Origin of the sequence: Herbaspirillum sp. alder98 (assembly GCF_020179755.1) — a bacterium.
GTDB lineage: Bacteria > Pseudomonadota > Gammaproteobacteria > Burkholderiales > Burkholderiaceae_D > Herbaspirillum.
This window is the reverse complement of the sequence record NZ_JAIUCY010000005.1, coordinates 1-13,647: the sequence shown is the minus strand read 5'-3', so window position 1 is coordinate 13,647 and position 13,647 is coordinate 1. Positions and strand designations below refer to the sequence as shown.

The window sequence follows — 13,647 nt, the reverse complement described above, 5'->3', positions numbered from 1 at the left end:
AGAATCATTATAACTTGAGACCTGTTCCCGTTCCGGCTGGTGCGGGAAGGGCCTCTTTCGTATCGGGGAAGCCAGTTACATGAAACACCGTCATTCAATAACAGATCCGCAAGCCGGCGGTTCTGACGAGCTCGATCGCCTGTTCGGCGCCTACGGCCGCTTCTCGGCCACGGTCGGACTGGCATTGGGTTCGCTGGGCGTGGCCCACGCGGCGACAGCGACCGAGCCCGCCGCCGCGCCGCAAGACAATGCTTCGCTCAAGGAGGTGGTGATCAGCGCGCCGCGCGAAGCTCCGGAGTACAAGCCGGAAGCGGTCAGTTCGCCCAAATTCACACAGCCGCTGCTGGATATCCCGCAGAGCATCACCGTGGTGCCCAAGGAAGTATTGACCCAGCAGAATGCGCAGACGCTGCAGGACATCCTGAAAAATGTCCCTGGCATCACCTTCACCTCGGGCGAGGGCAACCTGGGCTGGGGCGACATGTTTACCATTCGCGGCTTTTCGTCCGAGCAGAGCCTGACGGTGGACGGCGTGCGCGACGCCGGCATGTCCAGCCGCAGCGATACCTTCAACCTGGAGCAGGTCGAGGTCTTCAAGGGCACCGGCTCGATCGAATCCGGCGTGTCGGCCGTGGGCGGCTCGGTCAACCTGGTCAGCAAGGAAGCCAAGCTGGATAACTTCTATAACAGTTCTTTCGGGCTGGGCACGGCCAACTACACGCGTTTTACCGCTGACCTCAATCACATGCTGAGCCCGACCAGTGCGCTGCGGCTGAACCTGATGAAGCAGCAGAATCATGTCTCCGAACGCGACGTGGTGAAGTACGACCGTCAGGGAATCGCCGCTTCGCTCGGTCTCGGCCTGGGCACCCGCACGCGGGTGTTCTTCGACCTGTTCCACCAGGACGACGACAATATTCCCGATACCGGCTTGCCGATCCAGCGTGGCACCAACGGCGCCGTCATGCCGTATGTGTCGCGCAACGCCTGGTATGGCTCCGATACTTATACACAGCAGAGCAAGACCGATGCGCTCACCGCCCGCATCGAGCATGACTTCAGCGATGACGTGAAAATTCGCAACCAGACCCGCTGGGAACGCACCGATAACCTGTCGGTGCTGTCGCCGGCGCGCTTCAACGGTGCCACCGCTGGCGGCACCACGCTGGGGACATCGCTGGGCTATGCCGGCGCTGGCGGCCTGACCTCGGCCTCGGGCGTGCTGTCGTACACCGATTTCACTAACACCGCCAACCGCTACGCCGTGCTGCGCGGCAGCGACTATGGCAACTCCAAGCGCTATAGCATCCTCGACAACCAGACCGACTTGTCATTGAAGTTCGATACCGGCTTCATCCGCCACGAACTGTCGACCGGCCTCGATATCTACCGCGAAACCTATGGCGACCTGGAGCGCTCGGTGCGAGCGCCGGTCGGCAACTTGTGGTTCGACCTGACCAACCCGAGCACCTCGTTTGCCTCGGCCGATACCGTCAAGGGCAGCGCCGGCGTGCAGTCGCGCGTCACCAACGCCGGCCTCTACGTGGCCGACACGATGAAGTTCTCGCCGCACTGGCAGTGGCTCACGGCATTACGTTACGACCGCTGGAAAGCCGAGACCTCGACCCGTGGCACGGTCACCACCAGCAGCAGCGCGGGCGCCTTGAGCGGTCGCGTGGGGCTGGTCTACAAACCGGTCGATAACGCCAGCGCGTATGTGTCCTATGCGCGGGCGGCGCAACCGTCGGCGCTGGGCGTGACCACCAACAACGCCATCTACGGTTCGGCGGCGGCCTCGACTTATTCACCGGCCATCGCCAAGACCACCGAAATCGGCGGCAAGTGGGATGTGCTCGCCAAGCGGCTGGCGTTGACCGGCGCCATCTTCCGCACCGAGGTGAGCGACTCGTGGGAATACGGCGATGACGAAACCTCGCCGGTGCGTGCGCTGCCGGCCAAGCGGGTCACCGGCGCCGAGCTCGGCGTGCAGGGCAATGTCACCGATCGCTGGTCGGTGTACGGCGGCCTGTCGCGGCTCAAGAGTCGCCAGACCAAGGGTGCCAATATCGGCAGCGAAGCCAAGAACGTCCCCGACTGGACGCTCAACCTGTGGACCTCCTACGAGGCGCAGCCCGGCCTGTACTTCAGCTATGGCGCGCAATACGTCGGACGTCGCCGTTACTCCGACAACAAGTACGTCGGCGGCCTGTCCAATAACAGCAGCACGGTGTCGGGCGCCTCCGGCAACCGGCCGGTCTATGTGCAGGACGATGAGAAGGCGCCGGCCTACTGGGTGCACAGCATCGCCGCGCGCTGGCGCCTGAACCGCCAGGTGGCGCTCAACCTGAACGTCGATAACCTGTTCAACAAGATGTACTGGTCGCGCATCGGTTCTTCGCTGGACGGCTTCCAGCTGTATGGCGTGCCGGGGGCCGGACGCACCGTCACGGCCAGCGTTGACCTCAGCTTCTGATGCGGCAGGCAGAGCAGCGCGTGAGCGTGCGCCAGTTGCGCGAGGTCGATCCCGAGCGCCTGGCTGCCATCGTCGCCGCCCGCACACCGGACGCATTGGTCTGGTTGCGGGCAGCGGCCCGGCAGGGCGTGCCGCGCGCGCAGGCGATCCTCGGCCAGCGTCTGCTGTTTGGTGAAGGCACCACGCGTCAGCCGGGCGAAGCATTGCACTGGCTGGCGCTGGCGGCGCAATCCGACGACCTGGATGCGATCAACCTGATGGGGCGCTGCTGCGAGCATGGATGGGGGCGCGTGGTGGATGCCCAGATGGCGACTTACTGGTATCGGCTGGCTGCCTTGCGTGGACTCGACTGGGGTATGTACAACCTGGCCAACCTGCTCATGAGCGGGCAGGGGACTGCCGTCGACCGGCCGGCGGCGCTGGCCTGGTATCGACAGGCGGCCGAGGCCGGGCATGCCAAGTCGATCAATGTGCTGGGCCGCTTCCATGAAGAAGGCTGGGAGGGCGAGGCCGACCTCGAGCGGGCATTCGCGTTATACGGATGCGCCGCACGCGGCGGCGATTTTCGCGGGCAGTTCAACTATGCGCGCATGTTGCTCGAGCGCGGTGCGATGGCGCAGGCGTTGATCTGGTTGCGGCTAATCCCGGCGACAGCGACGCCGGCCTTCATGCATAACCTGCGCGGGTGGTTGTTGAATTCTTCGCATGCGGCCGTCAAGGCACTGGCCGGCGAAGCCATTTTCTTGAGTGGGGAACGCGCATGATGCTGCATCTGAAGCAGGTGCTCGACGCGTCCGAACTGGCGCAGGCACGGCAATGGCTGGCGCAGGGCGACTGGGTGGATGGGCGTGTGACTTCCGGCAACCAGCCCGCTTGGCTCAAGCGCAATCGCCAGTTGCCCGAGCAGTCGCCTGCGGCTGCGCCCTTGCAGGCGCTGGTGCGCGCGGCGTTGCAGCGCAACCAGTTATTCTTTTCGGCGGCATTGCCGCGGCGCATGGTCACGCCCCTGTTCAATCGTTATGACGCCGGTGGCGACCACCTGGGGGATCACGTCGACGTCGCCATGCGTTACCAGCCCGACGGCACGCGGGTTCGCACCGACCTGTCGTGCACCTTGTTCCTGTCTGGCCCGGATGAATACGAGGGAGGTGATCTGGTGCTGCTCGAGCATGGCGATGAGCGACGCGTTCGGCTGCCGGCCGGCGACATGCTGCTGTACCCCGGCAGCCATGTGCATCGCGTCGAGCCGGTGCATGCCGGCGTGCGGCTGGCCAGCTTCTTCTGGATCGAAAGCATGGTGCGCAGCCTGGAGCAGCGTCGCATCCTGTTCGACATGGATTGCCAGCTGATGTCGTTGCGCGGCCGCCTGGCAGCCGACGATGCTGCCATCACCGGCTTGACCGGGACCTATCACAACCTGCTGCGGATGTGGGGCGACAGCTAGGCGATCACGACCGTTTCAGCAATACCGAAACGGCAAATCGATCTGCCGGATGGATCGAGATCGAGACTTCGAACACCTCGCCGGCCGCGTCCGAATACCAGCGGATGATCTTCAGCGCAGTCGTGCCCGCGGCCACCTGCAATGCGCGTGCCATCGATTCGTCGATGGTCACCGCGCGGATCTGCTGCTCCACCTGCTCGATCCGTCGTCCGTAGCGTGCTTCGATCAAGGTGCTGATCAAGACGCCGGGCGAACTGCGCACGATCTCTGCGATTTCCGCATATTCGGGCTTGATGTAGACATCGGTCCATCCGACCGGCAAGCGGTCGTTTGCGCCATCCATGCGCAGGCTGGAAATACGTATCCAGCTGGTCCCGGTCTTGCAGCGCAAGTCATCTGCCAGATCGCCACGGGCCTTCTGGCTTCCCACCTCCTGCAGCTTGCGGACGTGGGTGCTGCCGAATTGGATCAGATCATCCAGCGACGCCAGCGAAGGGCGGAATTCGTTGGTGGGGCGGACCGATTCGACCCGCGTGCCCACATTCCTTTTGCGTGACACCAAACCTAATTGTTGCAGTTCATGCAATGCCGCTCGCACCGTGTGACGACTGGTGGTGTAGTAATCGCACAACTCCATTTCGGTCGGCAACAGGCTGCCAACGGGAAAGCGTCCTGAAGTGATGCCTTCGGTCAGATGCTGCGCGATCTCAACGAAATTGGACTTTGTTGGTAAAGAGTTCATACGGCAATTATGACGTAGAACTCTGGCGCGGCAGGCCAAAAACGTATTGCCTTATATGTCCGGACATAATATATTTGATATGTCCGGACATAATAAAAACCACGGACGGGGCAAATTACCTGGCGCGTCCTGCGCGCGCCATTCAGACACGTCATTCATATACAGGCCTTCTATGTCGATCTCTGCCATCGCGACAGCCAGCACGGTTGTCGACTCCATTCTGTTTCGTGACGCCTTCGGCACGGCGGCGATGCGTACGTTGTTCTCGGACCACGCATTGATCCAGCGCTATATCGACGTCGAAGTTGCGCTGGCGAAGGCTGAGGCGAAGGTCGGGGTCATTCCGGCCGAGGCCGCGGCGGTCATTGCAAAAGAGTCGACCATCGAGCGCATCGATTTTGAACACATGCGCCACGAGACCGACATCGTCGGCTACCCGATCCTGCCGCTGGTGCATCAACTGGTGGCCATGTGCGGCGAAGCCGGTCGTTACGTGCACTGGGGCGCCACTACCCAGGACATCATGGACACCGCCGTGTCGCTGCAAGTGCGCGACGCCCTGGACGTGGTCGCCGAGGACGTACGCGCACTGCGCAAGATCCTGGCGGAGCTGGCAGTCAAGCACCGCGACACGCCAATGGCCGGACGCACCCATCTGCAGCAGGCCTTGCCGGTCACCTTCGGCTACAAGGTAGCGATCTGGCTGGCGATGTTCGATCGTCATCAGCAACGTCTGGCCGAGCTGCGTCCGCGCGTGGCGGTGGTCGAATTCGCTGGTGCGGCGGGCACCCTGGCGTCGTTGGGCGACAAGGGTTTCGAGGTGCAGCGCGCATTGGCCGAAGAACTCGGCCTGGGTGTGCCGGCCACGACCTGGCACGTGGCGCGCGACGGCTTTGCCGAAGCCATCAACCTGCTGGCGCTGGTGACCGGCTCGCTGGGCAAGATCGCGCTCGACATCATGATCATGGCATCGACCGAATTCGGTGAAGTCTATGAGCCCTTCGTCAAGGGCCGCGGCGCCAGCAGCACCATGCCGCAAAAGCGCAATCCGATTTCCAGCGAGCTGATGCTGGCCGCCTCCAAGGCGGTCCGCCAGCATGCCGGCCTGATGGTCGACGCAATGGTGCAGGACTTCGAGCGCGCCACCGGCCCGTGGCATGCCGAATGGATCGCCATTCCCGAAAGCTTCATCCTCACCGCCGGCGCGCTGCACCAGGCCAAGTTTGCCTTGGGCGGCCTGATCGTCGATACCGATCGCATGAAGGTCAACCTGGGCATCAGCCGCGGCCTCATCGTCGCCGAGGCCGTGATGATGGGCATGGCGCCATTCATCGGGCGCCAGCAGGCGCACGACATCGTGTACGACGCCTGCCGCGCCGCCAATGAAAATGGCGGCTCGCTGGCCGATGCCCTGGCGGCCATGCCAGCGGTGACCGAACACTTCGATCGCGCCACCATCGACCGTCTGACCGATCCCGAGAACTACCTGGGCCTGGCGCCGCAGATGGTTGATCAGGCGGTCCGGTTATCCGGCCAGATCAACGCCTGAGCGGCAGCGAGGAGACATGATGACTACTACTACAACACTCAAAAAAACGCCCTGGTATCGCAGGCTCGGCATGCAAGTGCTGGTGTCCCTGGTGCTCGGTATCGCGGTCGGCTTCATCTTCCCCAAGTTCTCGATGCAGCTCAAGCTGCTGGGCGATATGTTCCTGTCGCTCATCAAGGCAGGCGTGGCGCCGCTGGTGTTCCTGACCATCGTGCACGGCATTGCCTCGGCCGGCGACATCAAGAGCGCCGGTCGCGTCGGCTGGCGCGCCATCGTCTACTTCGAGGTGGTGTCGACCATCGCCCTGGTGGTCGGCCTGCTGGCCGGCAACTTGCTTGAACTGGGCAGCAACATGGCCCACGTCACCACGGGCGTGGTGCCACCGGCGGCAGCCAAGGCCGAAACCCAGAGCTTCCTGTCGTTCATGATGCATATCGTGCCGGACAATTTTGTCGGCGCATTTGCCAAGGGCGAATTGCTGCAGGTGGTGGTGCTGGCGGTGATGGTCGGCATCGGCATCCTGTCGATCCATGAGACCCGCCGTGAAAAGATCAATGTCGGCCTGGACTACATTTCGGATGTCCTGTTCTCGTTCATCAACCTGGTCATGAAACTTGCGCCGATCGGCACCTTCGGCGCGGTGGCGTATTCGGTGGGCAGCAACGGCACCGCTGTGCTGGTCGCGTTGGCGCAGCTGGTGCTTGGTTTCTACGGCGTCGTGATCTTGTTCCTGGCGGTAGTGCTGGGCACCATCGCCAGGTTCGCCGGTTTCAGCCTGTGGCGTTTCCTGCGTTTCATCAAGGAAGAGATCTTCATCGTGCTGGGTACGGCTTCTTCCGAAAGTGCCTTGCCACGCCTGTTGATCAAGCTGGAGCGACTGGGCTGCGCCAAGCAGACCGTGGGCTTGGTGCTGCCGACCGGCTACGCCTTCAATCTCGACGGCACCTCGATCTTCATGGCCATGGGCGTGATGTTCATTGCGCACGCCTATGGCGTGCCGATCACCCTGGACCACCAGATCGGCATCCTGCTGCTCATGCTGTTGACGTCCAAGGGCGCGGCCACGGTGTCGGGTGGCTCCTTCGTGGTGTTCGCCGCTACCGTCACGTCGACCGGCATCCTGCCGATCGAAGGCCTGGCCGTGATCTTCGGCGTGTATCGATTCATGTCGATGGCCATTGCCACCTGCAACACGATCGGCAACAGCGTGGCGACCGTGGTCGTGGCCAAATGGTCGGGAACGTTCGATGCCGCCAAGGCAGAGCAACATCTCTACCCCGAGCGCTTTCCACAGGTGATGGCCGAGGACGAAGCACTTAACAACGTCAGCGCCAGCGCTCACCGGTAACCATCCGGTATTCAGAAAGAGACAAACCGCCCTGTCCGTCGATCAGCGTTCGACCGGCAGGGCGGATTTACAACGAGGGCGACATGTTAAGAAAAATCTCGATAAAGGCGCGCATCAGCGGCGCTATCCTGGTGTTGGTATTGCTGCTGATCGCAGTCGGCGTGATAGGCCAACTCTCCAATCGCGCGGGCGAAACGGCGTTGCGCGAAACCTATTCGGTCCAATTGGCTTCTGCGTTGGCGGTGGGGGAATCCAAGTACAACCTGGCCATCGCACGCATCGCCATCGACCGGGCGCTGTTGCATCCCGAAGCGGGCGACACCAAGGCGCTGGTCGACAAGACCCGTGACTACCTGAAGGTCTCCGACAACGCCTGGCGTCGTTATCTGGAACTGCCCAAGTCGGCCGAAGAAGAAGCGATCGCAAAAGAGGTCGCGAGCAAGCGCGGCATCTTCATCGCGCAGGCGATCGAGCCCACCCTGGCCAGCCTGCTCAACAACGATGCGGCGTCGGCGGACAACATCACCATGAAGATTGCGCCGCCGCTGTCCCTGGCCTTTACCAAGAGCGGTGCGCAACTCGACCAGTACCTGCAACGCCATGCGCAGTCAAACTACGAGGGTTTCAGCGCCCGGCTTGAAGCGATGGGTGCGCTCTCGATCGGCATGATCGTGCTGGGCATCATCGTCGGTATTGCCTGTGGCTGGAGCCTGCAACGCGCGATTGCCCGTCCGCTGGATCGGGCCCTTGCGCATTTCTCGGCCATCGCCGATGGCGACCTGGGCCGTGACATCGCCATCGAATCCCGGGATGAGATGGGGCGGCTGATGTCCGGTCTCAAGAGCATGCGCGACAGCTTGCGCACAACGGTCAGCGCCGTGCGCAATGCGGCCGATTCGATGGCAACGGCGACCCAGCAGATTGCATCGGGCAATGCCGACCTGTCGCACCGCACTGAAGACCAGGCCGCGTCGCTCGAAGAGACCGCCGCAAGCATGGAAGAATTGACTGGCACCGTACGGCAGAATTCGGAGAGCGCCCGCCAGGCCAACGCTATCGCCGTCGACGCGCGCTCCATCGCCACGCGCGGCGCCGAGGTGACCGACCGCGTGGTGCACACCATGCGCGATATACAGAGCAGCTCAAGCCAGATGTCGGCCATCATCGGCGTGATCGATGGCATCGCCTTCCAGACCAATATCCTGGCCCTGAACGCGGCCGTCGAGGCCGCCCGCGCCGGCGAGCAGGGCCGCGGGTTTGCCGTGGTCGCCAGCGAAGTGCGCGGACTGGCGCAACGTTCGGCGGTCGCCGCCAGGGAGATCAAGCAACTGATCGACCAGTCGACCGACAAGGTGGACAGCGGGGTCGATCTGGTGGCCCAGGCCGGCCGTACCATGCAGGAGGTCAGCGACGCCGTGCGCAAGGTCGGCGACATCATCCGTGATATCTCACTGGCATCCGACGAGCAGAAGGATGGTATCGATCAGATCAGCAAAGCCGTGATGCAGATGGACGGCGTTACCCAGCAGAACGCTGCGCTGGTGGAAGAGGCAGCGGCGGCAGCCATGTCGCTGCAGGATCAGGCGCAGACGCTGCAAGGCGCGGTATCCCGGTTTCGCTATGACGGCGATACGCAGGAAGCACCGGCACGGCGCCAGATTTCACAGGAGCGGTCATGAGTGCTTCGCGCATCGAGCATGACGCCTTCGGGCCGGTCGAGATTGCCGCCGACCGTTATTGGGGCGCGCAGACGCAGCGGGCACTGGCGATCTTTGAAGTGGGCGAAGAGCGTTTTCCGGCGTGCCTGATCCATGCATTCGGGCTGCAGAAGATTGCCGCCGCCCGTGCCAATGTGCGTTGCGGCACGCTTGACCCGGTACTGGCCGATGCCATTATCGTGGCCGCCGGTGAGCTGCGCGATGGCGGCTTCGATACGCACTTTCCGCTGACGGTGTGGCAGACAGGTTCCGGTACGCAGACCAACATGAATGCCAACGAGGTGATCGCCAACCGGGCCAACCAGTTATTGGGCCAGGCGCTCGGCACCAAGGCGCCGGTGCACCCCAACGATCACGTCAACGCCTCGCAATCCTCCAACGACAGCTTCCCGACGGTGATGCATCTGGTCACCGTGACTGAACTGGAGGAGCGCCTCAAGCCGGCACTGCTGTTATTGCGTGACAGCCTTCAACAGCGCGCCACCGCCTTTGCCGATGTGCTCAAAATCGCCCGCACCCACTTGATGGATGCAGTGCCGATGACAATGGGCCAGGGCTTCGACGCGTTCGCGCGCCAGGTCGGCCATGCAATCGAGCGCATCGATGCCAGCATGCCGCGCCTGCTGGCATTGCCCCAGGGCGGCACGGCTGCCGGCACAGGATTGAATGCGCCGGCGCAGTTCGATCAGTTTTTCTGTGCAGAGATCAGGGAGCTTACCGGCCGGCTGTTCTTTCCCAATCCGTCCAAGTTCGAGGGGATGGGCTCGCATGACGCCCTGGTGGAAGCCTCTGGCGCACTTAACGTGCTGGCCACTGCCTTGATCAAGATCGCCAACGATGTGCGCTGGCTGGGATCGGGACCGCGCTGCGGCCTGGGCGAGCTGAAGATTCCCGATGACGGCTTGACCAGTTCGATCATGCCGGGCAAGCGCAATCCGACCATTGCCGAGGTCCTGGCCCAGGCGTGCATGCAGGTCATGGGCAATCACGCCACGATCAGCATCGCCAATGCATCCGGCAATTTCGAGTTGAATGTGGCCAAGCCGGTGTTGATCAATAACCTGTTGCAATCGATCCGGTTGCTGGCGGATGCCTCACGCGTATTTGCCCGGCGGCTGGTCGACGGGCTGGAAGCGGATCGTGAGCGACTGGCTTCCAATGTCGAGAACGCCCTGCTGCAGGTCACGGCGCTGAATCCCATCATCGGTTACGACAAGGTGGCGCAGATCACGCGTACCGCGCTGGAACAAGGTATTACGCCGCGCGCGGCAGCGTTGTCGCTGGGCCTGGTGGATGCCCAGACCTATGACCGTGTCGTCGATGCGGCCAGGCTGGCGGGCATGTCGGCGGGCGGTACCGAGTAATATCGAGCGTCTTTCTTCTGGCGTAAATAAAAATCCCTCGCACCGTTGCCGATGCGAGGGATTTTTTTGCGGTCATCGACCGTTACGGGTAACGGTCGTGGGGCCGACGGCTATTACATCATGCCGTCCATGCCACCCATGCCGCCCATACCACCCATGCCGCCTGGCATACCGGCTGGCTTGTCGTCTGCCACTTCGGCCACCAGGGCGTCGGTAGTCAGGATCAGGGCAGCCACGGAGGCAGCGTTCTGCAGAGCCGAACGGGTCACCTTGGCTGGGTCCAGCACGCCCAGTTCAACCAGGTCACCGTAGGTGCCGTTGGACGCGTTGTAACCGAAGTTGCCAGTGCCTTCCAGCACCTTGTTGATGACGACCGAAGGTTCGTCGCCAGCGTTGAACACGATCTGACGCAGTGGTTCTTCGATAGCGCGCAGAACGATCTTGATGCCGGCTTCCTGGTCAGGAGTGTCACCCTTCAGGTTCTTGACGTTGGCACGTGCACGCAGCAGGGCCACGCCGCCGCCAGGAACGACGCCTTCTTCAACAGCTGCGCGGGTAGCGTGCAGTGCATCTTCGACGCGAGCCTTCTTTTCCTTCATTTCGACTTCGGTGGCAGCGCCAACCTTGATCAGTGCAACACCGCCGGCCAGCTTGGCGACGCGTTCTTGCAGCTTTTCACGGTCGTAGTCCGAAGTGGCTTCTTCGATTTGCGCGCGGATTTGCTTGACGCGTGCTTCGATGCCGATAGCTTCGCCGGCGCCGTCGATGATGGTGGTGTTTTCCTTGCCGATTTCAACGCGCTTGGCTTGGCCCAGTTCAGCCAGGGTAGCCTTTTCCAGGGTCAGGCCGACTTCTTCGGCGATGACTTGGCCACCGGTCAGGATAGCGATGTCTTCCAGCATGGCCTTGCGACGGTCGCCGAAGCCAGGCGCCTTGACGGCAGCGGTCTTCAGGATGCCACGGATGTTGTTGACCACCAGAGTTGCCAGGGCTTCGCCTTCGACATCTTCAGCGATGATCAGCAGTGGGCGGCCAGCCTTGGCCACTTGTTCCAGGATCGGCAGCAGGTCACGGATGTTCGAAACCTTCTTGTCGAACAGCAGGATGAACGGGTTGTCCAGGGCGACGACTTGCTTCTCTTGGTTGTTGATGAAGTACGGCGACAGGTAGCCGCGGTCGAACTGCATGCCTTCCACGATTTCCAGTTCGTTTTCCAGCGACTTGCCGTCTTCGACGGTGATGACGCCTTCCTTGCCGACCTTGTCCATGGCCTTGGCGATGATGTCGCCGATGTCCTGGTCGGAGTTAGCCGAGATCGAACCGACCTGGGCGATTTCCTTGTTGGTGGTGGTTGGCTTGGACAGGTTCTTGACTTCAGCCACGATGGCGGTCACTGCCTTGTCGATGCCGCGCTTCAGGTCGGTCGGGTTGAAACCTGCTGCGACGTACTTGAAGCCTTCGCGAACGATAGCCTGGGCCAGCACGGTTGCGGTGGTGGTACCGTCACCGGCGTTGTCGGAGGTCTTGGAAGCGACTTCCTTGACCAGCTGCGCGCCCATGTTTTCCAGCTTGTCCTTCAGTTCGATTTCCTTGGCCACGGACACACCGTCCTTGGTCACGGTCGGGGCGCCGAAGCTGCGCTCCAGAACCACGTTACGACCCTTGGGGCCCAGGGTGACCTTGACTGCGTTCGCCAGGATGTTGACGCCGTTGACGATCTTGGCGCGTGCTTCATCGCCGAAAATAACTTGCTTTGATGCCATGTTGGATTCTCCAGAAATTCGGTTGAATTCGTTTTACCGTGCAGCAGCCGACGGCGGCTGCGACGCGAAATTACTTCTCGACGACAGCGAACAGGTCTTCTTCGCGCATGACCAGCAGTTCCTGGCCATCGATCTTCACGGCCTGGCCGGAATACTTGCCGAACAGAACACGGTCACCGACCTTGACGGCCAGTTGGCGGACCTTGCCATCTTCCAGGATCTTGCCATTGCCGACGGCCAGGATTTCGCCCTGGTCCGGCTTTTCGGTCGCTGCATCAGGCAGAACGATACCGGAAGCAGTCTTGGTTTCCTGGTCGAGGCGCTTGACGATTACGCGATCGTGCAAAGGGCGAAGATTCATGAGAACTCCTTAAAAATCAATAAGTTGGCAATAATTGCGGCGATGGCTGCAATGGGTTTTCTTCCAAATGCAGCAGAACTCACCGCATGAAAAAGGGAAATAGGCCGAGAAGGGCTGTTAGCACTCTCCTGCGACGAGTGCTAAGTATAGGGACGGGTTGGGGAATTTTCAAGACGGATGTTGATGGGTTTGCTGTCGGAATTCAGCTAAGTCTGAACTTTATTCATTTAACTCTGAACTTTTCTGTTGAAATTCGTGTTTCCAAAAGGTAACGTTTGAGCGCTAAGCCAGACGGCATGGTCGGTCTGCCCTGTTGATTTGCTCGCAGATTTGACCCTCTCAAGTTGACCCACCTTCCACTGACGTCCGAAGGCCGCCACTCGGTCATAGGATCCTTCATATCCCAGATCTCTCAGATCCAGGAACATCTGCTTAAGCGTTCTTCGCTGCTTTCTGGATTTGACCGCTTCGGTGGCTAGCCAGGTATTCAGCCTCGGTGCGTACTCATCGAGTGAGCTCAATTTCTGCCTGGCGGCATAGGAAGGTTCAATCGCTTCGGATCGAATGTAGCGTCGAACGGTATTTCGAGAGATATCAAGCCGTCTGGCTATTTCTCTGATCGAGACGCGGTCTCTGATGTACCAGCGTCGAATAATTCCAAGTAGTGCCACGTCTATCACTCCATTCTCCTACTCGCTATATTGAGCAGGATTGTGTTCTAAACATGGGTCAACATTGGATGCAATTTAGGCCCATAATGGAGTGAACCCCTCGGGCTGGACCAAAGTTGGTCGAGAAACTAAGCCGCTTGCCGAGTGAGTTGTGCTTCGAAATGGTTAGGTGATTGATAGCCCAATGCAGAGTGCATGCGCCGCTCGTTGTAAA

General features: G+C 61.4%; 11 protein-coding genes. 7 read left to right on the top strand and 4 right to left on the bottom strand.

Annotated features, from left to right (window positions below; genetic code table 11):
• Positions 1 to 79 precede the first annotated feature (79 nt).
• Genes LBW87_RS12930 through LBW87_RS12920 form a run of 3 tightly spaced genes read left to right on the top strand, consistent with a single transcriptional unit; the run spans position 80 to position 3,917 of the window.
• Positions 80 to 2,473 (top strand): TonB-dependent receptor, encoded by a 2,394-nt coding sequence (locus LBW87_RS12930; protein WP_225201892.1) that lies wholly within the window; start codon positions 80 to 82, stop codon positions 2,471 to 2,473.
• Positions 2,473 to 3,237: a tetratricopeptide repeat protein gene (locus tag LBW87_RS12925; RefSeq protein ID WP_225201891.1), complete on the top strand. Its 765-nt coding sequence runs from the start codon at positions 2,473 to 2,475 to the stop codon at positions 3,235 to 3,237. The genes LBW87_RS12930 and LBW87_RS12925 overlap by 1 nt, the downstream gene beginning before the upstream one ends.
• The gene (locus LBW87_RS12920; RefSeq protein ID WP_225201890.1) at positions 3,234 to 3,917 is read left to right on the top strand and encodes a Fe2+-dependent dioxygenase; all 684 of its coding nucleotides are present in this window, start codon (positions 3,234 to 3,236) and stop codon (positions 3,915 to 3,917) included. The genes LBW87_RS12925 and LBW87_RS12920 overlap by 4 nt, the downstream gene beginning before the upstream one ends.
• A gap of 4 nt (positions 3,918 to 3,921) precedes the next feature.
• On the opposite strand, the gene LBW87_RS12915 is transcribed toward LBW87_RS12920, so the two are convergent.
• The gene (locus LBW87_RS12915; RefSeq protein WP_225202266.1) at positions 3,922 to 4,659 is read right to left on the bottom strand and encodes a GntR family transcriptional regulator; all 738 of its coding nucleotides are present in this window, start codon (positions 4,657 to 4,659) and stop codon (positions 3,922 to 3,924) included.
• A 172-nt stretch (positions 4,660 to 4,831) separates the two neighbouring features.
• Between LBW87_RS12915 and pcaB the strand changes: the two genes are divergently transcribed.
• From pcaB to LBW87_RS12895, 4 genes are all read left to right on the top strand, one after another.
• Positions 4,832 to 6,208 (top strand): 3-carboxy-cis,cis-muconate cycloisomerase, encoded by a 1,377-nt coding sequence (pcaB, locus tag LBW87_RS12910; RefSeq protein WP_225201889.1) that lies wholly within the window; start codon positions 4,832 to 4,834, stop codon positions 6,206 to 6,208.
• Positions 6,209 to 6,227: 19 nt separating this feature from the next.
• Positions 6,228 to 7,556, top strand: a complete 1,329-nt coding sequence (locus LBW87_RS12905; RefSeq protein WP_225201888.1) for a cation:dicarboxylate symporter family transporter — start codon at positions 6,228 to 6,230, stop codon at positions 7,554 to 7,556.
• Positions 7,557 to 7,639: 83 nt separating this feature from the next.
• A complete protein-coding gene (locus LBW87_RS12900; RefSeq protein WP_225201887.1) occupies positions 7,640 to 9,235 on the top strand; it encodes a methyl-accepting chemotaxis protein in 1,596 nt (531 codons plus the stop codon).
• Positions 9,232 to 10,638, top strand: a complete 1,407-nt coding sequence (locus tag LBW87_RS12895; protein ID WP_225201886.1) for a class II fumarate hydratase — start codon at positions 9,232 to 9,234, stop codon at positions 10,636 to 10,638. Before LBW87_RS12900 ends, LBW87_RS12895 begins: the two co-directional genes overlap by 4 nt.
• 113 nt (positions 10,639 to 10,751) lie before the next feature.
• Here the strand turns inward: LBW87_RS12895 and groL are convergent, their stop codons facing one another.
• The 3 genes from groL to LBW87_RS12880 form a co-directional block, all read right to left on the bottom strand.
• Complete coding sequence (gene groL, locus LBW87_RS12890; RefSeq protein WP_225201885.1) at positions 10,752 to 12,401, bottom strand: chaperonin GroEL; 1,650 nt, start codon at positions 12,399 to 12,401, stop codon at positions 10,752 to 10,754.
• 70 nt (positions 12,402 to 12,471) lie between these two features.
• Positions 12,472 to 12,762: a co-chaperone GroES gene (gene groES / locus LBW87_RS12885; protein ID WP_225201884.1), complete on the bottom strand. Its 291-nt coding sequence runs from the start codon at positions 12,760 to 12,762 to the stop codon at positions 12,472 to 12,474.
• Between the two features lie 227 nt (positions 12,763 to 12,989).
• The gene (locus LBW87_RS12880; protein ID WP_413927645.1) at positions 12,990 to 13,433 is read right to left on the bottom strand and encodes a helix-turn-helix domain-containing protein; all 444 of its coding nucleotides are present in this window, start codon (positions 13,431 to 13,433) and stop codon (positions 12,990 to 12,992) included.
• Between the last annotated feature and the right edge of the window lie 214 nt (positions 13,434 to 13,647).